General features: G+C 42.6%; 22 protein-coding genes. 17 read left to right on the forward strand and 5 right to left on the reverse strand.

Going from position 1 to position 26,648, the window contains the following annotated elements; translation table 11 throughout:
- On the reverse strand, window positions 1–200 hold a 200-nt coding region (locus AABK37_RS22190), incomplete at its 3' end, for a hypothetical protein (protein ID WP_432553696.1).
- Window positions 201–311: 111 nt separating this feature from the next.
- On the opposite strand from AABK37_RS22190, the gene AABK37_RS22195 reads away from it, so the two are divergent.
- The 10 genes from AABK37_RS22195 (at window position 312) to AABK37_RS22240 (ending at window position 17,110) form a co-directional block, all read left to right on the forward strand.
- Window positions 312–1,775: a hypothetical protein gene (locus tag AABK37_RS22195; protein ID WP_432553697.1), complete on the forward strand. Its 1,464-nt coding sequence runs from the start codon at window positions 312–314 to the stop codon at window positions 1,773–1,775.
- A 67-nt stretch (window positions 1,776–1,842) separates the two neighbouring features.
- Complete coding sequence (locus AABK37_RS22200; protein ID WP_432553698.1) at window positions 1,843–3,132, forward strand: DUF1822 family protein; 1,290 nt, start codon at window positions 1,843–1,845, stop codon at window positions 3,130–3,132.
- A gap of 314 nt (window positions 3,133–3,446) precedes the next feature.
- Window positions 3,447–5,873: a CHASE2 domain-containing protein gene (locus tag AABK37_RS22205; RefSeq protein ID WP_432553699.1), complete on the forward strand. Its 2,427-nt coding sequence runs from the start codon at window positions 3,447–3,449 to the stop codon at window positions 5,871–5,873.
- Window positions 5,866–6,588: a hypothetical protein gene (locus AABK37_RS22210; protein WP_432553700.1), complete on the forward strand. Its 723-nt coding sequence runs from the start codon at window positions 5,866–5,868 to the stop codon at window positions 6,586–6,588. Before AABK37_RS22205 ends, AABK37_RS22210 begins: the two co-directional genes overlap by 8 nt.
- A gap of 98 nt (window positions 6,589–6,686) precedes the next feature.
- Window positions 6,687–9,740, forward strand: a complete 3,054-nt coding sequence (locus tag AABK37_RS22215; RefSeq protein ID WP_432553701.1) for a filamentous hemagglutinin N-terminal domain-containing protein — start codon at window positions 6,687–6,689, stop codon at window positions 9,738–9,740.
- A gap of 77 nt (window positions 9,741–9,817) precedes the next feature.
- A complete protein-coding gene (locus AABK37_RS22220) occupies window positions 9,818–12,454 on the forward strand; it encodes a CHAT domain-containing protein (protein ID WP_432553702.1) in 2,637 nt (878 codons plus the stop codon).
- Window positions 12,455–12,620: 166 nt separating this feature from the next.
- Entirely contained in the window at window positions 12,621–13,448 is an 828-nt protein-coding gene (locus AABK37_RS22225; RefSeq protein WP_432553703.1) for a sensor histidine kinase, read from the forward strand.
- A 282-nt stretch (window positions 13,449–13,730) separates the two neighbouring features.
- Window positions 13,731–14,171 carry a histidine kinase dimerization/phosphoacceptor domain-containing protein gene (locus tag AABK37_RS22230; protein WP_432553704.1) on the forward strand — a complete coding sequence of 147 codons (441 nt, stop codon included), beginning with the start codon at window positions 13,731–13,733 and terminating at the stop codon, window positions 14,169–14,171.
- Window positions 14,172–14,183: 12 nt separating this feature from the next.
- A complete protein-coding gene (locus tag AABK37_RS22235; RefSeq protein WP_432553705.1) occupies window positions 14,184–14,846 on the forward strand; it encodes a response regulator transcription factor in 663 nt (220 codons plus the stop codon).
- 497 nt (window positions 14,847–15,343) lie between these two features.
- Entirely contained in the window at window positions 15,344–17,110 is a 1,767-nt protein-coding gene (locus tag AABK37_RS22240) for a ShlB/FhaC/HecB family hemolysin secretion/activation protein (RefSeq protein ID WP_432553706.1), read from the forward strand.
- 394 nt (window positions 17,111–17,504) lie between these two features.
- Here AABK37_RS22240 and AABK37_RS22245 read toward each other — a convergent pair whose 3' ends face one another.
- From AABK37_RS22245 to AABK37_RS22260, 4 genes are all read right to left on the reverse strand, one after another.
- Window positions 17,505–18,242 carry an amino acid ABC transporter ATP-binding protein gene (locus AABK37_RS22245; protein WP_432553707.1) on the reverse strand — a complete coding sequence of 246 codons (738 nt, stop codon included), beginning with the start codon at window positions 18,240–18,242 and terminating at the stop codon, window positions 17,505–17,507.
- A 143-nt stretch (window positions 18,243–18,385) separates the two neighbouring features.
- Entirely contained in the window at window positions 18,386–19,414 is a 1,029-nt protein-coding gene (locus AABK37_RS22250) for an amino acid ABC transporter permease (RefSeq protein WP_432553708.1), read from the reverse strand.
- Window positions 19,415–19,479: 65 nt separating this feature from the next.
- Window positions 19,480–20,397: an amino acid ABC transporter permease gene (locus AABK37_RS22255; RefSeq protein ID WP_432553709.1), complete on the reverse strand. Its 918-nt coding sequence runs from the start codon at window positions 20,395–20,397 to the stop codon at window positions 19,480–19,482.
- A gap of 13 nt (window positions 20,398–20,410) precedes the next feature.
- Window positions 20,411–21,448 carry an amino acid ABC transporter substrate-binding protein gene (locus tag AABK37_RS22260; RefSeq protein WP_432553726.1) on the reverse strand — a complete coding sequence of 346 codons (1,038 nt, stop codon included), beginning with the start codon at window positions 21,446–21,448 and terminating at the stop codon, window positions 20,411–20,413.
- Window positions 21,449–21,870: 422 nt separating this feature from the next.
- On the opposite strand from AABK37_RS22260, the gene sfnG reads away from it, so the two are divergent.
- From sfnG to AABK37_RS22295, 7 genes are all read left to right on the forward strand, one after another.
- Window positions 21,871–22,968, forward strand: a complete 1,098-nt coding sequence (gene sfnG, locus AABK37_RS22265) for a dimethylsulfone monooxygenase SfnG (RefSeq protein ID WP_432553710.1) — start codon at window positions 21,871–21,873, stop codon at window positions 22,966–22,968.
- A gap of 68 nt (window positions 22,969–23,036) precedes the next feature.
- Window positions 23,037–23,270 carry an acyl-CoA dehydrogenase family protein gene (locus tag AABK37_RS22270; RefSeq protein ID WP_432553711.1) on the forward strand — a complete coding sequence of 78 codons (234 nt, stop codon included), beginning with the start codon at window positions 23,037–23,039 and terminating at the stop codon, window positions 23,268–23,270.
- Window positions 23,213–24,247 (forward strand): SfnB family sulfur acquisition oxidoreductase, encoded by a 1,035-nt coding sequence (locus AABK37_RS22275; RefSeq protein ID WP_432553712.1) that lies wholly within the window; start codon window positions 23,213–23,215, stop codon window positions 24,245–24,247. The genes AABK37_RS22270 and AABK37_RS22275 overlap by 58 nt, the downstream gene beginning before the upstream one ends.
- 94 nt (window positions 24,248–24,341) lie before the next feature.
- Window positions 24,342–24,542, forward strand: a complete 201-nt coding sequence (locus tag AABK37_RS22280) for a hypothetical protein (RefSeq protein ID WP_432553713.1) — start codon at window positions 24,342–24,344, stop codon at window positions 24,540–24,542.
- The gene (locus AABK37_RS22285; protein WP_432553714.1) at window positions 24,532–24,741 is read left to right on the forward strand and encodes a hypothetical protein; all 210 of its coding nucleotides are present in this window, start codon (window positions 24,532–24,534) and stop codon (window positions 24,739–24,741) included. Before AABK37_RS22280 ends, AABK37_RS22285 begins: the two co-directional genes overlap by 11 nt.
- Window positions 24,742–24,770: 29 nt before the next feature.
- Complete coding sequence (locus AABK37_RS22290; RefSeq protein WP_432553715.1) at window positions 24,771–25,109, forward strand: hypothetical protein; 339 nt, start codon at window positions 24,771–24,773, stop codon at window positions 25,107–25,109.
- Window positions 25,110–25,246: 137 nt separating this feature from the next.
- Window positions 25,247–26,647: an MFS transporter gene (locus AABK37_RS22295; RefSeq protein WP_432553727.1), complete on the forward strand. Its 1,401-nt coding sequence runs from the start codon at window positions 25,247–25,249 to the stop codon at window positions 26,645–26,647.
- The last annotated feature ends 1 nt before the right edge of the window (window position 26,648 follow it).

Raw genomic sequence — 26,648 nt, forward strand, 5'->3', positions numbered from 1 at the left:
GTCGTTCGCGCAGCGTCTCCCAAAGGGAGATGGGAATCTCGTTGACCCCTTTGGGGTCGGGAAACCCGCCCACGCAACTGGCTCCGCAACGCGCTGGCTCCCCTTGTCCCCCCTGTCCCCTTGTTTCCCTGTCCCCTTGTTTCCCTGTCCCCTTGTTTCTCTGTCCCCTCCCCCCCTCCCCCCCTCTTCTTTTTTTGCATAAGTTCACCTCCGCCAGAAATATAAACGTATAAGGTCGTACCGAACAAATTGCTTTTACTTGCAGGAGGTGTAAAAATTGAGGATATTTGGTTTTGAGTAAGTAAAAAACCGTGGCTTCCATATCAAAATACTGGGAATTTGTCAAGTTAGATTCTACTAGTAAACGCCGGGTTGAAATGATTGTTGCTGCTCAAACTTATTTGAAAAAACAATTTCCAGAATTGACTGAAAAGGTTGAAGTAACAGAAGCAAAAGTGCAGCGTCAACTTTGGCAGCAAATGCACTCAGGCAAAGAAACCGATACAAATGAACGTCAATTAGCAGAAACTTGTCTGCGCTGTTATATCTCTCACCAAATTTATCAAGTTTGCCTTAACTTGGGAACGAAGTTTGGCAGTCAAAATGGTTTTGATTGTCAAGATTTGTTACCGTTTGTGTTGGATGATGAGGTACTGTTAGCAACGCGAAATCAGGCAGACAAGCTTGCATCCAAGTCAAATCAAAGCAGTTCTTATCAATCTTTAGCGACTACTGTTTTGAAAACGTTCGATCCAGCTAAAGGATCGCTGAATACGTGGGTAAGTCGTTATGTGAAACAACATCCAGAGTTGAAGCGGTTTTTACTTCAGCATGGTGTTTTTTTGGTTAGCGATTGGGCACTTTTGAACGATACAAAGCCGAAGGAGTTGCAACGAATTTTAACTGATATGTATCGCTTGACATCAGTGGAAATTCAGCAAATCTGCGAACTTTTAATAAGTTATCATACAGTTTACCGTGAAGACCGTTTGCAACAAAGACTTACGGGAGGCACGCTACCGTGTCAGCAACCTACATCTGAGCAGTTAATTCAGATTGCGAATGACTTGCAAACCTCTACTGGGCGTCAACTTAGCACTGAAGCGGTATTAAGTCAACTGCACGCGATCGCATTCAAACTCAGACGATATCGAATTACCGCACAAGGAGGAAATGTTTCTTCGGTTTCGTTCGATCAACCTGAAATTCAACCAATTGTAGAGCGATCGCAAGCTACTGAAGACGACGAAGAACAACTTGAATTTATTAAGTTATATCAAAATCAATTTCTGGAATGTTTAGATCAAACTCTTGCCCAAGTTATTGATGAGTATATCAAGAAACTTCAACGCAAACGTTCTTCGGTTGAACAATCATTTCTCACTGCTTTACATCTTTTTCATTGTCAAGGTCTATCGATGAACCAAATTGCACCCCAAATTAATTTGACAAAACAATATGAAGTTACCCGTTTATTAAAACTTAATGAATTGCGTGCCGATATTCGGCAACGATTGTTGGTAATGTTGCGCGATCGCGTTCTTGATACCGCTAAATTATTTGCAGATTCCGAACGCTTGCTTTTTTTAGACCAACAACTAGAATTAATTTTGGATGAACAGATTTCTGGCATTATTCAAGAAGCAGAATCTGAGGCAAAAAATCCAATTCGTAATCAACCTTTACACAGTTTATTAGCACGTCGTCTCTGCCGTTATCTCGACAATAGGCAGGAGTTACGAACCGCAGAGAACGCAGAGAACGCAGAGAAATAGGAGTTTGGGATTTTTGCGTAAGTCCCAATCTCAAGTCGAAAATTTACTTTGTCTATCTATTTAAATTATGATGAATCAACTACCAATATCAGATTTGCCGGATTTACCCGATTGGCAATCTCTCAATGAAACCCGCACTGAACTATTACCAGAGCATTTCCAAAAAGCTGCACGTCTAAGTCAATCTATACATTTGTCACAACGCTGGCAAGTTTACCTTTGTGCGTTGGGAGTTTTGGGGTTTGAGCAATGGTTTAAAGAACGCGCTCCCGATTTGCAATTGCAGAGCGATCGCGCTTCGATTTGGCAACCCGCATACGCAAATTTGTTTGCCGCAGCGTGCAATATCCAAGTTGGTGATTTTAAAGTTTGTCTTTTAACTTCTAACAATTTAACTAATCAACATAGCGTCCCTTTCGCAGTTTTTGACATCCCCGATTTTGCCGCTCATTTCTACGTGTTGATGCAGGTTGAAGAAGAGGAAGAGCAAGTTGCTGTATCCGGGTTTATGAACTACGAGCAGTACCTTAACTATCAACAAAAAGCACATCTACAAGTAGATGCAGATTGGACATATACAATACCTTCAACCTGGTTTGACTCAAATCCTGACACGCTCCTGCTCAATCTTCGCTGTCTGGATGCGGATGCAATTCAACTACCTGCTAAAAAACTTATACAAAGTGATACAACTACAGCGTTGCGACAAAAGCTGACTGCGCTTTCTTCTCAACTGCAAAAACAGCATTTTTCGCAATTGCTAACAGTAAAAGAAGGCACAAATTTACTAAGTAATTCAGACTTGATTGACTGCGCGTATAAAATTGTAACTCCTTCCTTTGCCCAACCATTAATCAACGTTGGTTTTTGGTTACGCAATCAAATCGATGCGGTAGCGAGTGAATTGGGGTGGATGCTAATGCCATTTCCAGCATTATCAGCATTACGCTCTTGGCAAGACGAATTTGACCAAATTTGCTCTGGATTGAAGCAAAACTCAATTCACATTCCCTCGGCAGCGCGGGGTGCTTATTGCGATTTGGAGTGCGATCGCGGTAGTTTGCGATTATATGCAATCATGTGGATACTATCCGAAACAACAGAAAACCGAGAATGGATGTTACTAGTTGCTTTAGGTTCTCAACCACAAAAACAAATGCCAAAAACTTTAAAATTACAAATCCGCGATGAAACACAATTATTATTCGCACAATCCCTCGAAGACACAAGCAAAAATATACTCTACGCTCAAGTTATCGGTAATTGGAACGAGCAGTTTTGGGTAACAGTAACTGTAGACAATGAAGCTGTATTTGAAATTCTCCCTTTCGGTATGGAATTGCAAGCAATGACTTAAACAAAACTTACATAAAAACTCTCTCTAATTCCTCTTACTCTGTGTCCTCTGCGCCTAGTAAGGTTCGTTTTCCCATGATTTTCTAGAACTCATAGTTCTACTCAATAAAATCTTAGACAATAAATAAAAATATATATCTTCAAAAAAAAGTTTACATTTATTATGCATATATATATACAAATAACCTGTATAATATTAAATCTAGATACCCGACAACTTTTACGAAGTCGGGTATCTGCGGAAATCAAACTACCATATAACAAAAACACAGTATCTAGAGCGTCTTAACCCTCACCATTAATACGCCACATATTATGAAAAATAATTCCCATCTTTTTCACCTCAAAGTCCAAAAAATCGAGCAAATATGTTTGTTTGAATTATCTTGGGGACAGGGACAAAGATTAACTCAGCAGGTTAATTATCCAACTAATTTAACTTTGTTGTATCAAGAGTGGCGACAAGCATATCTGTGCTTTTATCAGTCAGAACATATGCGCGGACGGACGGTTGGTGGTGGAGTCGTAACCCTGACTGTAGACTGGCACGCAGAACTGGTGAAAGCCGAAAGCAAATTGATGTTTGAGTTTCATCGCTGGTTGCGTAGCGCCGAATTATATGAAATTCGGGCAACTATTGCCCAAGTCAGCCAGGAACTTGTCAAAGGAAATCCAGGAGTTAGCGAAGCGGTAAAAGTCTTTCTTACTTGTGCCCCGATTGAATTAGATCGCTTTCCTTGGGAAGCGTGGGAAATTGGCACCGAATTTGCTAGCGCAGGAGCAATTCAAATCATTCGCGCACCTTTGAATATTAAAGCAGAAACTGAAACACCGCAGAAAAAGCAACATCAGCGACGCGCTCGGATTTTATCAATTTTGGGTGACGATACAGGGTTGAATTTTCAAGCAGACAAAGATGCAGTACAATCGCTGCTTCGCATTGCAGAGGTTGAGTTTGTCGGTTGGCAACCAGAACAAACCCCAAGTCAAGTTATCCAACAAATTAGCGAAGCGATCGCTTGCGAACAAGGATGGGATGTGCTATTTTTCGCCGGACACAGCAACGAATCAGACATGACAGGGGGTGAACTGGGTATTGCACCTGGGATATCGATTTCCATCAACGAAATTGCACCCCAACTGAGTGCAGCCAAAAAACGCGGACTTCAGGTAGCAATTTTTAACTCATGCAGCGGACTAAATATCGCCGATTCCTTAATTGACTTGGGTTTTAGTCAAGTTGTGGTGATGCGCGAACCGATTCACAACCGCGTTGCCCAAGAATTTCTGGTACGATTTCTGCAAGGATTGGCGAAACACCTCGATGTATACGAATCGGTGATGGAAGCGCGGCAATTTCTTCGGATGGAAAAAAGCCATACTTACCCCTCGTCTTACTTAGTGCCTTCATTATTTTGTCATCCGGGAGCGAAATTATTTCGCATTCCTGCGTTTGGGTGGAAACAGCGTCTGCGGCAAAGTTTACCAACTTACATTGAGGCGATCGCTTTAGCAGCAAGTCTCACCCTCAGCGTACTTCCCCCAGTCCAGGAAATGTTACTTAATGGGCGAATGGTAACTCAATCAGTTTACCGTAATGTTACCGCCCAAATTCCATCCGAAGAAGCCCCCCCAGTCGCATTAATAGAAATTGATGCCGAATCGATTTACCGCGCAGGACTTCCTAATTCTCAACTTCAGCCAATGAACCGCAGCTACATCGGCAAGTTGATTGATAGCACCAGAAAGTTGAATGCTTCCGTCGTTGGCTTAGATTTTATCTTCGATACGCCACAAAAAGACCCGCCATCCGGGGATCGAGATTTAGGCACAGCAGTGCGTCGTGCGGTAGATGCGAACATGTGGCTAATTTTTGGCGCAATTCTGGAACCTAATAGAGAAATAGGCACAAATGAAGCGATCGGCATTAACAAGTGGAATTGGACTTTGCAAGGATATACCGATGCTTATCATTACCTTGTAGAAATGCCACATCCCCAGCGAGATTGTCGTCAAGCTTGCCCGATCGCCTATTTAATGTCTCTCGTGCAGACTGCTAACCAAGAGATGACAGAATTACCTAAACCACAAACGAACCGCGTAACAAATTTACGTGCTGAATTACTTAATGTCATTCAGAAGAAGCATCCCGAAAAAGGCAACTTACCTGCATTGCTACAGTTGCGCTCTCCTCTTGGATTGCACCCGTTAATTGATTTTTCTCTGCCTCCCGATCGCGTCTATACCAAGATTCCCGCTTGGAAATTGCTGGAAAATCCAGATATCAACAAGTTTCCTTTAATTTCCAAACAGGTAGTATTAATTGCCACAGGCAGCGACGAACGTTTGGGAATTGCCGCCGGTCAGCCAGATCGCTCACCCGCACCTCCCGCTATAACTTACTGGACGCAGCAAGATTGGCTGACAGGAGGTGAATTTTTAGCATACATGACCCAGCATTTTCTCACACGTCGTTTGGTTATGCCCATCCCCGATATTTGGATGATTGGAGTGGTGGTTATTTTCGGTAAAATTGCGGTATTTGCAGTTAATCGTCAGTCTAAATTGAGTCCCCAGCTTCGCCGAAAAATTATCGCTGGTTCGGTTGGTACAGTCATCATCTACGGCATTTTAGCGCTTCAGCTTTATATATCTGCTGCAATTTTATTTCCCTGGTTTTTACCCTCGGCTGTTTTTTTAGCTTACGTTTTACCTGCTACAAGGAAAAAACATCATGTTTAATCAATCATTCTTTAGCCTTGCACTTATTCCCGTCATCAGCTTTGGTGGAGTCAGCAGCGAAATAGCTACACCGTCCAGCCAAAATCGGCAAGTGATTGCTCAACAATTAACAACTAGAGTAGCTTCATTTTGGCAGACTCGCCCCCGAAAACGAAATACATCGCGATCGCTTACAAGTCAGGTTTGTGCGATCGCACCTGGTTTATTAGAAACATACCAAGTTTGGAGCGATCGACCATTATTTTTGTGGCAAAGTCAAGGCAAAAATAAAGACCTTCAATTAATACTCCGCGATTACGAAACTCAAGAAGAAGTGTGGACGCAAAAAGTCAACACCGCCGATCAAAAAGTATTATACAGCGGTAAAGAACCCTTAAAACCAGGCAAGCGTTATCAATGGCAATTATCAGGAAGTCAAACTTGGGCAACATTTCAAATAATGCCAGCAGACCAGCGCAACCAAATTCAACTTGACTTGCAAGCATTAGAGCAAAAATTAAAAGCCAACAAAGCCTCATCAGAAGAAATTGCTCTGAAAAAAGCAGATTACTTTCGCAATTACGAAATCAAACACAAAGAAGAAAAGGGAATTTTTCACCCTTGGTCTGATGCTTTGCAGACTCTCTATACAGTTGAAAATCCATCTCCAGCCTTCGTTAAGGAACGCGAAACATATATAGCCAATTTGTGTACAGATTCTACAGTCACCAAATAAAAGTAGGGTGCGTTACGCTTCGCTAACGCACCCTACAAAGACTACGATTTATTTTCCTCAAAATTACATTACCGAGCCTTAATCAAAATACATTCTTTATGACAAATAAACCGAATTGGCTTCAATTACTGCTATGCAGCTTCATAACATTCACTACCACACCAGCAATAGCCCAAATTACCCCTGATAATACTTTAGGTGCCCAAAATTCTCGCTTAACACCAAACGTTTTAATTAACGGTGCATCCGCTGACCAAATTGATGGTGGTGCAACTCGTGGTAGCAATCTTTTTCATAGTTTCAGTCAGTTTAATATTAATGATGGGCAAAGAGTGTATTTTAGCAACCCTATTGGGATAGAAAATATTTTGACGCGGGTGACAGGAAAAGAAGCCTCAAATATTTTCGGGACGTTGGGTGTTAATGGTGCTGCAAATCTATTTTTAATCAATCCCAATGGTATTTTATTTGGGAAAAATGCCCAATTAGATATACGTGGTTCATTTCTGGGGACAACAGCGAACGCAATTCAATTTGGGAATCAGGGAATTTTCAGTGCCACAAATCCTCAAACACCACCTTTATTAACCGTCAATCCTTCAGGGTTGCTGTTTAATCAAATTAATCAAAATGCAGCGATTCAAAATAATGCCTCAACAACAGGTTTAGAAGTTGCTGAAGGTAGAAGTTTATTACTTGTTGGCGGTAACGTCAGCATGGATAGTGGAACATTATTTGCTCCTGGTGGACGTGTTGAATTGGGAGGATTGGCAGAAGCTGGGAGTATTGGGATTCAGCAAGATGGTAATATTTTCAGTTTGAATTTTCCTGTGCAGGTACAGGGTGCAGATGTGTTGCTGAATAATGGCGCTGGGATAGCTGTGCTGTCAGGGGGAGGAGGTAGTGTTGCTATTAATGCCGGAAATATAGATATTTTGGGAGAAAGTATAATTCTTGCTGGCATTGATGAAGATTTAGGGACAGCTGATAGTAAAGCCGGAGATATCACCCTTAATGCTACAGGAAAGGTCAAATTAGAGCAGAGGGGAAGCTTGATAATAAATACTGTATTTTCCAATGACACTGGTAATGGTGGTGATATTCGCATTACTACAAAAGATTTATTGGTGCGGGATGGTGCCCAAGTAAATACTTCCACGTTTGGTGCAGGTAAAGGAGGTAGTTTGATTGTTAATGCCTCTGGTAATGTAGAAGTGATTGGCACATCAGTTGATGGTAACGCTAGCAGCGCTTTACGGGCTTTTACTTTGTCAGGTTCAACCGGAGATGCAGGAAATTTGACGATTGATGCCCGAAATTTACTAGTGCGGGATGGCGCATTAGTAAGTACCAGTACATCTGGTACAGGTAAAGGAGGTCGTTTGACTGTTAATGCTTCTGGCAAAGTAGAAGTGATTGGTACTTCTGCGAATATTAAACCTGCGAGTGGCTTGTTTGCTTCTGCTCAAGAGTCAACAGGAGATGCAGGAGATTTGACAATTAATACCCAAGATTTATTTGTACGGGATGGCGCACAGGTGAGTGCGAGCACATTTGGTGCTGGAAAAGGAGGAAATTTAACTGTTAATGCCTCCGGAAAAGTTGAGCTAATTGGTGTGGCTGCCGATGGTAGTTTTGCCAGCGTCTTAGCAGCTTCTGCGGAAAAAGGCTCAACTGGCAATGCTGGTAACTTAATCGTCAACACCCAAGATTTACTTGTACAGGGTGGGGCACAGGTAAAAGCTAGCACATTTGGCTTTGGGGAGGGAGGAAATTTGATTGTCAATGCCCCCGGTAAAGTGGAATTGATTGGTAGGTCTGCGGATAATCGTGCTACTAGTGGCTTATTTGTTGATGCCAATGAAGGCTCTACTGGAAATGGTGGAAACTTGACAGTTAACACTCAAGATTTATTAGTTCGGGGTGGAGCACAGGTGAGCGCCAGCACCTTTAGTGAAGGCAAGGGAGGCAATTTAACAGTTAATGCCTCACGTAAAGTGGAACTAATTGGTACAACTGTGGATAGTAGTGATTCCAGTGGCTTGTTTGCTCGTGCTAATGAAGGCTCAACCGGGGATGGGGGAAATTTGACAGTTAACACTCAAGATTTACTTGTGCAGGATGGGGCATTAGCGAGTACTAGTACGTTGAGTGCAGGTAAGGGAGGCAATTTAACAGTTAATGCCTCACGTAAAGTGGAACTAATTGGTAGGTCTGTTGACGGTAAGTTCTTAAGTAGTTTATTGGCTTCTGCTGAAACAGGTTCAACTGGGGATGCCGGAAATTTAAAGGTTAACACCCAAAATTTACTTGTACGGGATGGTGCTGAAGTCCGTGTAAATAGTCAGGGAACAGGTAACGCAGGTACTATGACCATCAACGCTGACACCATCCGCCTAGACAACAAAGCCTCTCTCAACGCCAACACCCGCAGCCCAAATAAAGACCCCAACCGCGAACAAGCAACTATTAACCTCAATTCCCCGCTTTTAATTCTCCGTCGTGGTAGCAACATCACCACCAACGCCACAGGCGAAAACGTTATCGGTGGCAATATTAATATAGACACCGACTTTCTAATTGCTCTGGAAAACAGCGACATCAGCGCCAACTCTACCGACTTTCGTGGTGGTCGCGTCCGCATTACTGCCCAAGATATCTTCGGCACTCAACCGCGCACTTTTTCCACGCCAGAAAGTGATATTACTGCCACAGGTGCAAGTCCACAACTTAGCGGCTCTACCGAAATTAATACCCTCGATGTTGACCCCACCCAAGGAATAATCGAACTACCAGGACAAGTCATTGATGCTAGCAACCAAATTGCCCAGGATTGTCCCAGAGGTCGCAATGCGAAAAAACCCTTAGGTGAATTTATCGTCACCGGACGCGGCATACCACCGAACGCTACACAACCGCTGATTGGTACACCAAACTTAACTCAACTAGCGACATTGGATAGCGATCGCCCCAAACCAAATATATCTTCAACACCGAATTTATCTTCTAGTTCCCGTCAGGCGATCGTCGAGGCTCAAGGTTGGGTGAAAACTCCTGACGGCAAAATTATGTTAGTTGCCCAAGCGCCAGAAGTTACTCCTAATGCTACTACGACATCTGCTGCATGTCCTATATATAGGACTCGTATTTGATTTTTGAAATACAGGTAGGGTGCGTTATCGCGTAGCGTAACGCACCCTACATATACTATTCAGCTGCAACCAAAATAATGAGACGCATTAAACGAAACTGGAAAAAATCAATTCGCTTTTGTCTCCCGATGGTGTTGACTGCATTATTGTGCATCACATCACCTAGCTTTGCTCAAATTCCAATTATTAAGGGCGCCGCTCAAACTCAAACGGCTTCATCTGTGGATCAACAAGCGCGAAAAAACTATCAACAAGGTAAATTTTCCGACGCGGCAAAGCTCTTTCAACAAGCATCCCTTGCATATCAATCGGCAAAAGACCCGATTCGTCAAGCACTCAGTCTGAGCAACTTATCGCTTTGTTACCAACAATTGGCACAATGGAACGATGCCAACCGTACAATTACGGATAGCATTACCTTATTAACATCTCTAAAAGAAACAAATTCAGAAAAATTATCTGCATTGGCTCAAAGCTTTGACATCCAAGGTGGGTTACAATTAGCACGCGGACAAGCCGATGCTGCTTTGAAATCCTGGGAACGAGCAACAACTCTTTACACCCAACTGAACAAACCCAACTTAGTACTTACCAGCCAAACTAATCAAGCACAAGCTTTACAAAATTTAGGTCTTTATCGTCGGTCAATTCCCCTACTTTACACTGCGTTAAAGTTGCCGCAAGATACAACAGACAATAAACTAAAAAGTCTTTTGTCAGGGATTTCTGATTCCCCGGAAACAGCAACAGCGTTGCGTACTTTAGGAGACTCCCTACGAGCTGTTGGCAACTTGCCGCAAGCGCGTCTGGTTTTGGAGCGCAGCTTGGTAATTGCCAATAAATTAAATTTACCCGACATAATTACATTAGCTCAACTCAGCCTCGGTAACACTGCCCGCGCTCAAGCTGATTTCCCAGCAGCTTTAAATTTCTATCAACAAGCTGCTACATCTTCCTCAGTGAATCTGCGTATACAAGCGCAAATTAACCAACTTAGTTTGCTTGTCGATAGCAAACAAAAAGATGCAGCTAAAAGCTTATTGCCACAAATACAAAAACAAATTCAGACATTACCACCTAGTTACACCGCGATTGAAGCACGGGTGAATCTCGCGCAAACAATGATGCGGATGAGGAAACAAACCCCAGAAGCCATTAATCTACGTGAAATCGCGGAACTATTATCAGTAACCGTTCAACAAGCTGCATATTTAGGAAACCCGCGTATACAAGCTGACGCGCTGGGAAGTTTGGGGAATGTATATGAAGAAACGCACCAATGGGCAGAAGCAGAAAAGTTGACTCAACAAGCACTGCAATTAGCGCAACAAATCAACGCAGGTGATATCGCTTACCGTTGGCAATGGCAGTTGGGACGGGTAACGAAAGCGCAGGGAAAAATTGATAGTGCGATCGCTGCATACAAAGAAGCCGTCGGCACAATCAAATCGTTGCGAACAGATTTAGCCGCAGCCAGTCCGGATGTACAATATTCTTTTAGATATGAAGTTGAACCGATTCACCGTCAACTCGTCAGCTTGTTAGTGCAATCGAATCAAAAAGACAATCTCAAGACAGCGCGAGATGTCATTGAAGGGTTGCAATTAGTTGAACTCGATAACTTTTTCCGGGAAGCTTGCTTGACTGCGAAGCCAGAACAAGTAGACCAAGTGGATCGACGCGCAGCTGTAATTTATCCGATTATTTTAGATGACCAGCTTGCTACTATCGTCAGCTTACCCAAATCTAAAGAAAATTCCCAAACCAAAGACACCCGTGATTTTCGCTACTACAAAACAAGCATTAGCAAGAAAGAAGTTGAGGCGATCGCATCACGTCTCGGAGGTATCCTTAACCAATCAAATACCTTTGACCTGACGCTGCCCGAACTCCAAAAAATGTATGAATTAGTTATCAAGCCAGAAGCCGCAGACCTTGCCACCAGTCAAGTAGAAACACTGGTATTTGTTTTAGATGGAGTTTTGCGGAATATACCAATGGCGGCGCTACATGATGGAAAAAATTTTTTGGTAGAAAAATATAGCATTGCTTTGACACCGGGACTGCAATTATTAGCACCGCGATCGCTCAAACAAGAACGCTTGGGAGCCTTAGTAGCTGGACTTAGTGAAGCTCGTCCGCCGGATTTTTTGGCGCTACCCAATGTCGAGAAGGAAGTGAAAAAAATTGAATCTGAGCTTCCCAGCCAAGTCTTATTTAACAATAAGTTTACAAATTCCGCGTTTGAAGATAGAGTATCAGCCGTTTCCTACCCGATTGTACATTTAGCAACCCACGCTCAATTTAGTTCTCAAGCAGACGAAACCTTTATTCTCACTTGGAATGGCAAAATCAAAGTCAACGAGCTTAGTAGCCTTCTCAAAACCGTCCAATTGTCGCGAAACAACCCACTCGAACTGCTCATCCTCAGCGCTTGCCAAACGGCGACGGGTGATGATAAATCTGCATTAGGATTAGCAGGTGTAGCAGTGCGTTCCGGTGCCAGCAGTACCGTAGCAACTTTGTGGCAAATCAACGATGAAGCATCAGCAACCTTGATGAGTCAGTTTTATGACCAATTGCTACAAGCGCGTAAAACAGGTATCTCGAAAGCAGAAGCTCTCCGTCAAGCCCAACTTGCCATTTTAAACAACCCCGAGTACAAATCACCATACTACTGGGGAGCGTTTGTGTTGCTGGGGAATTGGATTTAAGCAGCCAGTAGGGTGCGTTATGGACGAACGTCAATCACGCACCGAAAATCAAAGGATGGTGCGTTGCGCTCTTGCACACCCTACTGGTACTGCGCGACAACAATTGCATAAGCTTCCCTGACTGAGAAATATATAAGAAATAGCCGGACGTTACAAAGAGGTTGTCGTGGTCGAAGAACTTTATACACCAGAACAACTAGCTCAAATGCATGACTCTTTGTGGCAATGCGTATTGCAATTTGCCAATCTCTCAGCGATGCAAGAACGCAATCGCATTGCGCGGGATTTACATGATTCTCTGGGACATGCACTGACTGGGGTGAACTTTCAATTACAAACAGCAATTAAACTTTGCCAACCCAATCCAACTCAAGCGCAGGAATTTTTGACTGAGGCACATCGTTTAGTAGCGATCGCCACTCAAGAAGTCCGCCAATCTGTGAAAGCATTACGCAGTGAGAAAATCGAAACCCAGTCTCTAGAAACGCTGATTGAATTTCTGATCGATGATTTTCAGCAAACAACTGGAATTTTACCTGAAGTTGAGATTAACTTACTCATTGCATTACCCTCACAACTTGTTACACCCATTTATCGAATTATCCAAGAAGCGCTTAATAATATTCGCAAATATGCTCAAGCAACAAAAGTGCAACTTTATATCTGCACAACTCCAACACAGGTGCATGTAACAATTCAAGATAACGGTCGCGGATTTGACCTTGAACAAGTTTCAGGTGGTTACGGACTCCGAGGAATGCAAGAACGAGTAGCAGTTTTACAAGGTCATTTACATTTAGAATCTCAGCCAGGAAATGGTTGTTGCATTACTGTTGAGATTCCCATGCATATATCTCAGATATCTCATATACCGCAAATGCCTAAAATATATATTCCTAAAGAATCTCCTTCAATTAGCAAAAGTCCGCCAGTCAAAATTGGTGAATGGCAACCTCTTCATCTGAATGAATGGCAAAACTTAGCATCATTATAACCAGCGTTTAAGAAGAATTCAGAAGTCAGAATCAATTAGGCGGAGCTAGCCGTTAAAAACCTTGTAATTGAGCGGTGAACCGCTCACTACTTTCATCCAACTTTAGTATTAGATAAATGTATTTTTTCAAACTTTTTGTTGATGACTGGGTAATAATTCAAACTAAAGTTAGAAAATTGCAGTAGTAGATAGCCAAGCGGTTCAATTAGAGCTATTAATAAAATAGTTGAGATTTAACTTTATAATCTCTTCACCAAATCTTCTTATTCAAATACAAAAAACATGGTGACTATTTTGTTAATAGGGATATTTTTCTTGACGCTAGCTTGGCAATTGATGAAAACTATTTGTACATATCGCCAAAAACATCAACAATTGATATTAGCTGAAAAACAATTGCAAAATTATGCATCACAAATGGGATACTTCACAGTCATTGAAGAAACAAATCACAATTTACTTGACTTTTATCACAAGTTAGGGCATTCAATCGCAGCTTTACATATCCAATTAGAAGTTGCACAAAAACTTTGGCAAATCAACCCAACACAAGCTGAAAAATCAGTGTCAGAAGCCTACCAAGTGAGTAGCGCTCTGATGTACGAAGTACGTCAACTTGTTAGAACTATGGGTCAAGATTCTTTGAATAAACACGCAAATGAAGAAAAGCGAGATTTTCTCGCTCGTACAAAGTTAGAGGAAGAAAGATATGTTTATTTTTAAAAGGTGTGCTGTATGATTCGCTTATTACTTGTAGACGACCAAAGTTTAGTTCGTCAAGGTCTCAAAGCAATTTTGAGCCTAGAACCTGACTTAGAAATTGTGGGTATGGGGGAAAACGGAGAAGAAGCGATCGCACAAGTCGAAACTCTACAACCAGATATTGTGTTAATGGACTTGCGAATGCCAGTCATGAATGGCATCACCGCTACCCGCATCATTTGTGAACGATTTCCCAACATAAAGGTTTTAGTATTGAGTACTTATGATGACGATCGCGATGTGAGTGAAGCGATTCGAGCCGGCGCCAAAGGTTATCTTCTTAAAGATATGCCTTCAAATGAACTTGTGAATGCAATTCGCTGCATCAACAGTGGATATGCCCAACTTGCACCTGGTCTTCTTGAGCGGGTTGTTAGCCAAAATATACCAAAACCAATATCGGAATCTATTTCCCCCGCGCTGGCAGAATTGACACCAAGAGAATTAGATGTAGCACGTTTAGTGGCGATCGGCGCAACAAATCAAGAAATTGCTCAGAAACTATTTATCTGTCAAAGTACAGTTAAAACGCACATTAACAGCATTTTCAATCGTCTAAACCTAAAGAATCGATCGCAACTTGCGATTTATGCCAATTCTGTTTTCCTTGATTCGGTAACTACGCAAAACGCCTAATAAACCGGCTTTTTGGTTGAAAATAAAACGCAGGATGTATTTATGTTGAAAAAGCCGGTTTATGCTTCGATCAAATTTGACGAATGTTTTTACTCTTTTTTGCACCTTTGCCTGAGTGCGCCTTGAACTTCAGTTCAAGGCTAAGAACTCAAGTCCCGGACAACTTGCACCAGCAATAACCCGCCCTTGAATAAATTCCCACAGCAAGTAACTAAAGTCGTCTTCATACGACTGGGTAAGAGTTTTAGTTTGTTTTAACGGACAGTAGCTCTAAGCTGTGGAGTTTTAACTCTGGGCGGGTCTTCTCGCTGTGAAATTTATTTATGAGCAAAAAATTATCAGTTTAACTTTCCTTTACACGGCGCGGCAACACAGCATTATTTCTTTATCTATTCTGTTCAAGTCTCATGTTAAATTTGCATAAAAACATTTTATGGATAATCGTTAAACGATTATTTTCTAAGTCTTCCTCTTATTTAAAACCCCTCTATTTATCTATGGGATTGCCTTCTACCCTTTGCCTTTTGCCTTTTACATTCTTAATAGCTTTTTCTGCATCTGCTTGGGCAGATAGCGGCATATCTGCGTTACCATCTGAGGAAATTCCCGATATTGCCCAGCGGATTGATGTTCCGATTCCTCCTCCTCAAGATATTCCGCGATCGCTTCCCCCGAACCCACAGCCAGAGCAAACACCACTTGAACTTCCACCCCCGGAAGATTTATTGCCAAAACCAACAACTGGGCAACCACCGCCAGAACTACCTGGTGATACGCTTAATACTATCTTCGTCCGTCAATTTGAAATAGTTGGCAGTACTGTTTTTAGTTCGCAAGAACTCACCGAATTACTCAAAGACTATACAGGACGGAACCTCAGCTTCGCAGAATTGTTTCAAGCTCGTTCAGCAATTACCGACTTTTACGTTAAACGTGGCTATATCACTTCCGCAGCCATCATTCCACCTCAAACTTTAGAAAATGGGATAGTCAAAATTCAGATAATTGAAGGTTCCCTTGAAGGCATTAAAGTTAATGGCAGCCGTCGTTTGCATCCTGATTATGTCCGCAGTCGCATTGCGTTAGCAACTAAGGCTCCAGTCAATGTTAATCGTTTGTTAGAGGGATTGCGACTTTTGCAACTCGACCCACTCATCGCTAACATCTCGGCTGACTTGCAAGCTGGAACCAGTCCGGGAAAAAATTTGTTGCAAGTGAATATAATCGAAGCGAAAACTTTGAGTATTATCCCATCGATTGATAACGGACGAACGCCGAGCGTTGGTAGTTTCCGGCGTCAGATTGAATTGAACCAAGCGAATTTACTTGGCTTTGGGGATCAGTTGAGAGTAGGTTACACAAATACCGATGGTAGTAACGAAGTAGATGTCAGTTATACAATTCCTCTGAATCCCCGTAACGGCACACTCCGCCTCGCCTATGGTAATATTAACAGTAATGTAATTGAACCTCCTTTCGATGAACTCGATATTGAGGCAGATTCAAGTTATTACGAACTCAGCTATCGTCAGCCTTTATTTCAACGCTCAAGAGAAGAATTTGCTGTTGGATTCACTTTATCGCGACAACAAAATCAAACAAAGCTGGGTATTGACAACATCGGTGGGTATCCCCTTTCTCCGGGAGCAGATGAAGAAGGACGCACTCGCATTTCTGCTTTGCGATTTTTTCAAGACTGGGTTAGGCGAGACGAACGACAAGTTTTAGCAGCGCGATCGCAATTTTCTTTCGGGTTAGGTCTGTTTGATGCCACAATTAATGATGATGCCCCTGACAGTCGCTTTTTCAGTTGGCGCGGACAAGCTCAATGGACGCGGCTTTTAGCTGCTGATACTTTATTAATCGTGCGCGGTGATATCCAAGTTGCGGATAGCGCTTTAGTTCCATTTGAACAATTTGGAATTGGGGGACAACAAACTGTTCGGGGATATCGTCAAGACGCATTGCTCACAGATAATGGCATATTATTCTCTACAGAGTTTCGCCTGCCTATTCTCAAAGCTAACGGTAATGGAGTGCTGCAAGTTACACCCTTTATTGACATCGGTACAGGTTGGAATAACGGCAAAAGTAATCTGATTGAAAATACACTAGTTGGCGCAGGATTGGGATTGTTATGGCAACAAGAAAACTTATCAGCCCGAATCGATTATGGTCTTCCTTTAATCTCAATCGATGCCGACAAACGAACGTTGCAAGATAACGGTATTTATTTTTCTATCATATATAGCCCCTCATTTTAGGTTAAAGTAGTTGTTCCACTCACTACAGAAGCTACAAAGAATACTCCTGTTCTGTGAAAAGCCAGCATTCGTTACTGCCTAGGGTGGTGTAGGAGCGACGAATTATTTGACCAAAACGGCAGATTCTTTGTCACCAATCCAAATTCTTTTGCCGATCCTGTTCAAACAATTTCTACAGCTTCATATCAGAAACCGGCTGTTACCCACCCCGCATACGATCTTTTTCTTTCCCTACACCCACTCAGCCACCCCCGACACCCTAATTTTTTGTAATTATCTATCCTTGTTTCTCTAAAGCACTTCTAACTGCATCGTGAAATCGGTCTTTTGCCATTCAAAATTTTTAACTTTTAACCTTGAAACATGACTGTTATCTTAATTTTATCCTTGAAGTCTAAAGAATCTGTGACAAAAACTTGCGAGTACGCTCTTGCTGAGGGTTTTGAAAAAAGGCTGTGGGAGAAGCTTCTTCTACAATCATACCGCCATCCATCAAAATCACTCGGTCGGCAACCTTACGGGCAAATCCAACTTCGTGACTGACAACTACCATCGTCATACCATCAGCAGCGAGAGTTTGAATAACATCCAAGACCTCTCGTACCATCTCTGGATCGAGAGCTGAAGTAGGTTCATCAAAAAGCATAATTTTGGGTTGCATTGCTAAAGCTCTAGCGATCGCTACCCGTTGCTGCTGTCCCCCAGACAACTGTCCTGGATATTTCTGTGCTTGTTCCAAAATTCCCACTCGTTCTAGCAATTGCATCGCTACTTCTTCTGCTTTTACTTTAGTCCACTTCCGCACCCAAACTGGTGCCAAGGTGATGTTTTGCAAAACACTCAGGTGAGGAAACAAATTGAACTGCTGAAACACCATACCAATTTCTCGCCGAATTGTCTCAACATTTCGTAGGTCATCGGTGAGTGCAATACCATCAATTTCGATTCGTCCTTGTTGATATTCCTCTAAGCCGTTAAAGGTGCGAATAAAAGTTGATTTTCCCGAACCCGAAGGTCCCATCAGTACCACCACTTCCCCCCGATTTACTGTCAGGTTAACGCCCCGCAAAGCGTGAAATTTTCCATACCACTTATGGATATCTTCGGCAAGAATAATAGGTTGTTTTGTCATTGGTAATTGGTCATTGGTAATTGGTGATTGGTCATGGGTAATTGGTCATTGTTAACTAGTATTCAATTCCTAACTTTCGTACAGACGTTCGGTGTGGAACGTCTCTACCGCGCCGACCGTACAGACGTTCCGGTGGAACATCTCTACCTAATTCCTAATTTAAGTTGCTTTTCTAAACGTTGAGAAGCTAGGGACATTGAATAACAAAAAAGCCAATAAATCAGTCCGATAAATAAATATACTTCTGCATAGCGGTTAATAAATTGTGGTTGAGCCAGAATAGAGCGAGAAATTCCTGTTAATTCTAATAACCCAACAATTGCTAACAAAGAAGTATCTTTAAATAAACCGATGAATTGACCAACAAGGGCTGGAATAACAGCACGTAGTGCCTGGGGAAGGACAATAAATAATATTATGAACAAAGTATTAAATCCTAGCGCTCTAGCAGCTTCTAATTGTCCGCGTGGAACTGCTTGTAAACCACCGCGTACATTTTCTGCTAAATATGCGGCACTGAATAGAGTTAACCCAGCAATTCCTCGCAGTACTCGGTCTAACCGGATTTCATCTGGTAGAAATAAAGGTAGCATTACCTGAGCTAAAAACAAAATTCCGATTAACGGTAGTCCCCGGATGATTTCGATGTAAAGGATACTCATCCAGCGCACGACAAACAGCGAACTCTGACGACCCAACGCTAGTAAGACACCCAAGGGAAAGGAAAGGATAATACTAGTTAGTGCCATCACAAGAGTGAGCAGCAAACCGTTCCACAAATTCGTTTCTACTGGTTCTAATCCGAAACCACCCCCAATTAACCACAGAATGATTGGGAAAGATAGCGCCCATGCTAAAGGTTGCCATCTGTTAATTATGTTAGGCAAGCGCTTAGTTAAAATTCCCCAATAACAGCCAGTGAGACTGAGAATAATTGCTAATGCTAGCCAAAGTCGCCAGTAAAGTTGTTGGGGAAAACGACCAACCAAAAATAGATGTAAATTAGCTTTGATAACTGTCCATTGTGCTTGAGCAAATATCCAAGTAAGGATGCCTTTTATTGCCAATAAAAGTATCCATAAACAGATAATCGTCAAGATTGTGTTGTACCAGCTATTAAATAGGTTTCGTCGCAACCATTGTACTATTTGTGAGTTTTGACTCTTCGCCATTACATCTTTTTAGCTTTTGAAAAACAACTTTAAATTCTCGTTTTATCTTCTTAATTGTTCCCAGTTTATCTCTCTTTGAGTTGTACAGTATTGTTCAATAAATTCATCACTAAGGAGATACTCAAGCTCATGGTTAAATAAGTAGCCATAATTAACAACATAACTTCTACGGCTCGTCCTGTTTGGTTAAAGGTGGTGGAAGCAACAAAGTAGATATCTGGATAGCCAATAGCGATCGCTAAACTAGAATTCTTGGCTAAATTAAGATATTGACTTGTCAGTGGTGGAATAATCAATCGCAAAGCTAGGGGAAAAACTACCAGCCGCAATATTAATCCAGGCTTTAGACCTAATGCACGCGCTGCTTCCCATTGTCCTTTGGGTACTGATTGAATCCCCGCTCTGATAATTTCGGCAATGAATGCACCTGTATACAATGTCAATCCTAAAATTAAGGTAGATAATTCCGGGGATATCTGTATTCCTAAAAGTTCTATTCCTCGGTTATTGATATTGATTAATCCCAGCAAGGAAATTTGATTTTCTACGCTTGGGAGATTTATAAAAACAGCAAAGTACCAAAAGAATAATTGCAAAAGTAAAGGTGTATTTCGTAAAATTTCCACATACACTAAAGCTAGTTGCCGCACTAACCAATTATCAGATAGCCTTGCTATGCCAACGGTTATACCGATGATTGTTGACAAAATTGTGCCAACAATAATGACGCGCAAAGAATTGACTAACCCAACTAATAAAGCTCGACTATAGGTATCAGAGGGTTGGTATGAAATTGGAGTTTCGCCAATATCGAAAGAGGCTTGCGATCGCAAAAAGTCAAATCCTAGCTGAATACCCAATCGTTGCAAGTTGTAGGTCAGATTGTACCAGAGTATCGCCACTACAATCGCAACAACAAAGACGGCTATTAACTGACCAACGATACTCCAAAACTTCCGATTGCGCCATAAGGGAATAGTCATAACTGATATTGCTTTAGCGGAAGGGGGGAGCATAAACAATTCCACCTTGATTCCAGAGCTTGTTTGGACCGCGCTCTAGTTTCAACTCAGAATTTTTACCTAAATTGCGCTCATAAATCTCACCGTAGTTACCAACATGTTTGACAATCCGAACTACAAAATCATTTGTTAGACCCGCACCTTGACCCAAGTTACCTTCTGTGCCTAATAAGCGCTTAATTTCTGGATTAGTGTTGCTGGCTGATTGGCTAACATTTTGAGAAGTAATTCCTAGTTCTTCGGCATTAATTAGCCCATAAATAGACCATTTCACCACATCGGACCATTTAGAATCCCCATTAGCAACAGCTGGTGCTAAAGGTTCTTTCGACAGCACTAAATTTAGAACCACATGGTCATCAGGTTTGGACAAAGCTGTACGACGGGAGACTAACCCAGAGCGATCGCCTGTTATGGCTTCACAGCGATTTTGCTCATAGGTGGTGTAGGTAGTATTCACATCTTCAAAGACAAGAGGTTTATAGTTAATACTCCGCTGTCGCATTTGATCTGATAAATTCTGTTCGTTGGTAGTTCCTGTCTGAACGCAGATAGATTTACCTTTCAGGTCTTCCAGCTTTTGAATTTTGCTATTTTTTCGCACCATGATGCCTTGACCATCATAAAAGACCACTGGCGCAAACTCCAAACCTACAGAAGTATCTCGGCTAATTGTCCAGCTTGTATTGCGACTGAGGATGTCTACTTCTCCAGTCTGCACGGCTGTAAAGCGTTCTTTAGCGTTTAAGTTGCGGAACTCAACTTTTTTTGGATCGTCAAATATAGCCGACGCGATCGCACGACATACATCTACATCCAATCCAGCGTATTCACCGTTAGCCTTGACAAAGCTAAACCCTGGCAATTGTCCGCTTACACCACAAATCAGCTTGCCACGGCTTTTAACTGTATCCAACCGACTACCAATGTTTTTTGATTGCCCCGCACAAGCACTCAATGAAAAGATAAGGGGCAAAGTAGCTACTAATAACCCCCATTTACGCATTAACAACCTAAGCACGATTTTTTCACCGATCTATGGGATGTTCATAATAAGTTAATACTACGGTATTTCGGTCAATTTACCGTAATTTTAAATTCGTCAATTGAATCCTGTAGTCAAACTGTGCTACGGCAGGTTATTACCTCAGTAACCAAAAACTTGCTTTTCAGGATGAACTATGATAACTTAACATAAATAAAACTACGGTTACTCAGTCGGAATATAGTACTTTTATTTTCCTTCATCAGTAAGGATTTAAAAGTTTTCAGTTTCACACAGAATTCATTTAATCGAGTTTTTCAACTTGAACGCCGGATCTTCTGCATTGCTGTTAACTTGATCTGCAAATTCTGACGCTATATGCAGACTGTATAGCAGCAGTAACAGTGTTTTGATCGGGTTTCACACAGCACACTTAGGAGGTGTCAATCATGGTGGATATTAAGTTTGCATATTGGGTTCCCAATGTTAGTGGTGGATTGGTTGTCAGCAAAATTCCTCAACGCACAGATTGGACATTTGATTACAATGCCCAACTCGCTCAAACTGCCGAACAGGTAGGATTTGACTATGCCTTAGCACAAGCTCGGTTTATTGCCAGCTACGGTGCTGAGTACCAACTAGAGGCACTGACTACAGTAGCAGCTTTAGCACCTGTGACTGAACGGCTGAAATTGATTGCCGCAGTTCATCCGGGACTGTGGCATCCGGGTGTAGTTGCCAAAATGGGTGCGACAATTGATTTTATTTCTAAAGGTCGCTTTGCTCTAAATGTTGTCAGTGGTTGGTTTAAAGGTGAATTCACAATTTATGGTGAACCCTGGCTAGACCATGATGAACGCTATCGCAGATCCGAGGAGTTCATTCGCGTACTCAAAGGAATGTGGACAGAAGATGAGTTCCACTTTAAGGGAGACTTTTACCGCATCAATGGTGGTTGGGTGAAGCCTAAACCAATTAATCAGAATCCCCATCCAGAAATTTTCCAAGGTGGTAACTCCAAAGCTGCACGACGGATGGCAGCGCGGGTATCTGACTGGTATTTCATGAATGGCAACACCATCGAAGGTGTGCGCGAACAAATTCAGGAAATTTCTGCCCTAGCGCGTGAGGAAAAGCGTAAAGTCAAGTTTGGACTAAATGCCTTTATCATCGTGCGAGACACTGAAAAAGAAGCTCATGACGTACTGCGAGAAATTATTGCTCAAGCGGATAAAGAAGCTGTTACAGGTTTTGGCGAAGCTGTAAAACAAGCAGGATCTTCAACTCGTGAGAAAGTGGGGATGTGGGCAAACTCTAATTTTGAAGACTTGGTGCAATATAACGATGGCTTTAGGTCAGGTTTGATTGGCACAGCAGACCAAGTTGCCGATCGCATTCGTCAGTTCTACGAAGTCGGGATAGATTTGATTCTGGGTGGATTCTTGCATTACAGCGATGACTTGCCAGCTTTTGGTCGCACGGTAATTCCCTTGGTACGAGAAATTGAATCGCGTCATCGCACATCTGATGAGTTAGTGACGGCTTAAACAAATGCTAATACTTTGATTGAGATACCTGTGAAAATTACGCAACATAAATAAAAGGAAGGTAAAACATGACATCTGTAATTAATACGAATACTGAAGAAAAAGCTGATGTGATTCGTGACGATACTCAAGCGATCGCGATCGCCCATCAATTAGCGGCTGAATTTGTCAAAGGAGATTCCGAAAGAGACAGACAAGGGAAGATACCTGCTCTGGAAGTGAATAAATACTCTCAAAGTGGGCTGTGGGGGATTACAGTTCCCAAAGAGTATGGCGGTGCTTTTGTATCGAATCGAGCTTAGCAGAAGTAACTAAAATTATCTCGGAAGCTGATTCGAGTTTGGGACAAATTCCCCAAAATCACTTGTATATTGTCGAATCGATTCGATTGGATGGCACCGAAGAACAAAAACGTTTTTTCTTTGACCTAGTATTGCAAGGTAAGCGATTTGGCAACGCTTTCTCTGAGATTGGCACCAAATCAGTAACTGACGTGCAGACACGCTTGGAAAAGTCTGGAGATGGATACGTTCTTAACGGACGAAAATTTTATTCTAGCGGTGCATTGGTAGCCGATTGGATTCCAATCATTGCTCGTAATGATGACGATAAAACAGTGATTGCTTTGGTAGAACGCGGTACACCAGGCTTAAATGTCATTGACGATTGGAGCAGTTTTGGGCAGCGTACTACCGCCAGCGGCACTACTATAATTGAGAATGTTCAAGTGTCCGCAGAGCATGTGATTCCTCACTTCTTAGCCTTTGAACGTCCGACTACCCAAGGACCGATCGCTCAAATAATTCAAGCAGCAGTGGATGTCGGTATTGCCAAAGCAGCTTTGAGAGACACAATCCACTACGTTCACAACTATGCTCGTCCCTGGATTGATGTTGAATTGGAACATGGTTACGAAGATCCGCTGACTATCTATAATGTTGGGAGCATAGTTATCCAAGTTCATGCAGCCGAAGCACTGCTGCGTCGTTCGGGTGAGTATATTGATCGAGCGATCGCAGATCCAACCGATAGTAGTGTGGCAGAAGCTTCTGTTGCTGTGGCTGAAGCTAAAGCACTGGCTGCGGAAGCTGCGATTTTAACAACTAACAAGCTGTTTGAATTGGCGGGTACTAAATCTACCTTGCAACAATATAATTTAGATCGCCACTGGCGCAATGCTCGGACTCATACTCTACACGACCCTGCTCGCTGGAAATACTACGCCGTTGGTAATTTCTACTTGAATGGTGTAAACCCACCGCGTCATCCTTGGCTGTAAATGTTTGAGCGATGAGGTGGGAGCAGATAACTTGCTCCACCTGATTGAAATTAATCATAAAGCATTTCTTGTAACTTCAACAAATAGAAAATTAATGAGCCAAGTTTTAGAAGAAGTACTCCTAGCAAACCAAACTTATGCGGAAAACTTTGATAAAGGTCAACTAGCCATTCCCCCCGCTAGACGATTTACAATTCTCACCTGTATGGATGCTCGTCTAGATCCTGCCAAATTTGCTGGATTAGCAGAAGGGGATGCTCATGTAATTCGTAATGCTGGGGGACGTGAAGCGTGATGATGCTATTCGCTCTCTAATTATCTCTTATAAACTCTTGGGAACCCGCGAATGGTTTGTCATCCACCACAGTGACTGTGGTATGGAAACTTTCACCGATCAAACAATACGAAATTTGTTAGCAAGTAGCCTCAAAACTGCCAAACTTGATGAAAATGGCTGGCATGATATCGGTGAACAACAGGGTGTAGGGGGGTAGGGTGTGGGGTGTAGGGGAAGAGACGGCACATGCTGGGGCTTCTGAAGATAGACCAACGCAAGCGCCCTGAAGAAGGCGGGGCTTCTGACCCTCTGGTTGTTGGGGCTGGCTCTTTCCCTACACCCCACACCCCACACCCTGCACCCGCCCCAACGGGGCTTGGTGAGGAACCAGGTTCAACAGAAGGAGAGTTTATTGATTGGCTCACCATTGATGACCAAGCAAAAAGTGTTTATGCAGATGTCAAGCGCATCCGCTTCCATCCCTTAGTTCCCCGTGAAATTTCCATCTATGGGTATATATATGATGTTCAGACTGGAAAATTAATTGAGGTTACTGAAGCAACACATATTGGTAAAGCATCTTAAAAAATTCACGCATTGAAGACTTTTTCAAACGGGGAAAGCAAAATACTCTTAAAATACGTATACAAAATATTTGTAACCCTAAATTTAGAAATTGAGGAGGCTGGACATTGCCACTATTACAAACACAACCTCAGCCTTTGTCAGACTCACAAAAAAGTTGGGTTCTCTTCGGTGTCGGGATAGGGGTGCTAATGTCTACCCTTGATGTAGGTATTATCAATGTAGCTCTGCCCACACTAGTTAATCAGTTGCATTCCTCCTTTCCCCAAGCTCAGTGGACTGTGTTGAGTTACCAGTTAGTCAGTTCTGGCTTAGTTTTGGGAGCGACTCGCTTGGGCGATATGTTGGGTAAGAAACATCTCTATTTAGGGGGACTGATTCTATTTACCTTCAGTTCGTTATTGTGCGGTTTTGCACCCAGTATTAATTGGCTAATTGCTGCTCGCGCACTTCAGGGACTAGGTGCGGTGTTTCTCTCCGGGCTTGGTTTAGCAATCATCACAGAAGTCTTTCCTACCTCAGAACGGGGTCGGGCTGTGGGTATCATTGGCAGTGTGGTATCCTTGGGGATTGCTTTGGGTCCTTCGGCTGGGGGACTGCTTTTAGGATGGACAGGCTGGCGTAGCATTTTCCTAGTTAATCTACCACTGGGGATAGTAGCTAGTTTTTTAGTAGCTCGTGTAGTGCCACCTTCTATCCTACCAGCGGGTAAACAACGCTTTGACCCCTTGGGAGCTTTATTAGCTTTGCTAACGTTAGGCAGTTTTGGGTTAGGGATGACTCAAGGGCAAAGTCAGGGCTTTAACAGTGTCAGCGCTTTAGTGTTGTTGGCGATCGCCTTAGTAAGTTTTGCCAGTTTTATCATCGTTGAATCTATCCTCAAGCAACCGCTGCTAGAACTGCACCTGTTACGGAATCTGAGATTGAGTATGGGTTTGCTCAGTGGCTGGCTAGTGTTCATTGTCCTGGCTGGGTCATTGCTAATCACACCCTTCTTTTTGGAGCGGGTTAAACACTATCCAACTGGAAAAGTAGGGTTGCTACTGGCAGTATTACCGATCGCCAGTGGGTTGATTGCCCCGATAGCTGGCGCACTATCAGACCGTTTTGGCACTCGCTCTATTGGCTTAATCGGGCTGGCATTGATGATTGGCGGTTGTTTGGCAATTAGTACCTGCAATGCTCAATTAACTGAATCAGGCTATATCTGGCGCTATCTAATCTTAGGTCTGGGACTGGGTTTATTCCGATCGCCTAACGATAGCACTGTCATGGGAGCAGTACCAAAAGAGCGATTAGGAATTGCTTCTGGATTACTATCTTTGTCGCGTACCACAGGAAACACCGTCGGCGTACCTCTGATTGGTTCAGTGTTTGGAGCATTGAGCGCCAGTGTTGCTGTAGGTAAAGATGTCGCTGTTGCCCCTCCGGAAGCGATTATTGTCGCGTTTGATGGAACCTTTCGCCTCGCGGCACTACTCTTGTGTGGGGCAGCAGTGGCATCAGCTTTTAGATTTCATAAGAACGAGCAATCGTGAA

This window comes from Tolypothrix sp. VBCCA 56010 (assembly GCF_050875635.1).
In the GTDB taxonomy this organism is placed as follows: domain Bacteria; phylum Cyanobacteriota; class Cyanobacteriia; order Cyanobacteriales; family Nostocaceae; genus Hassallia.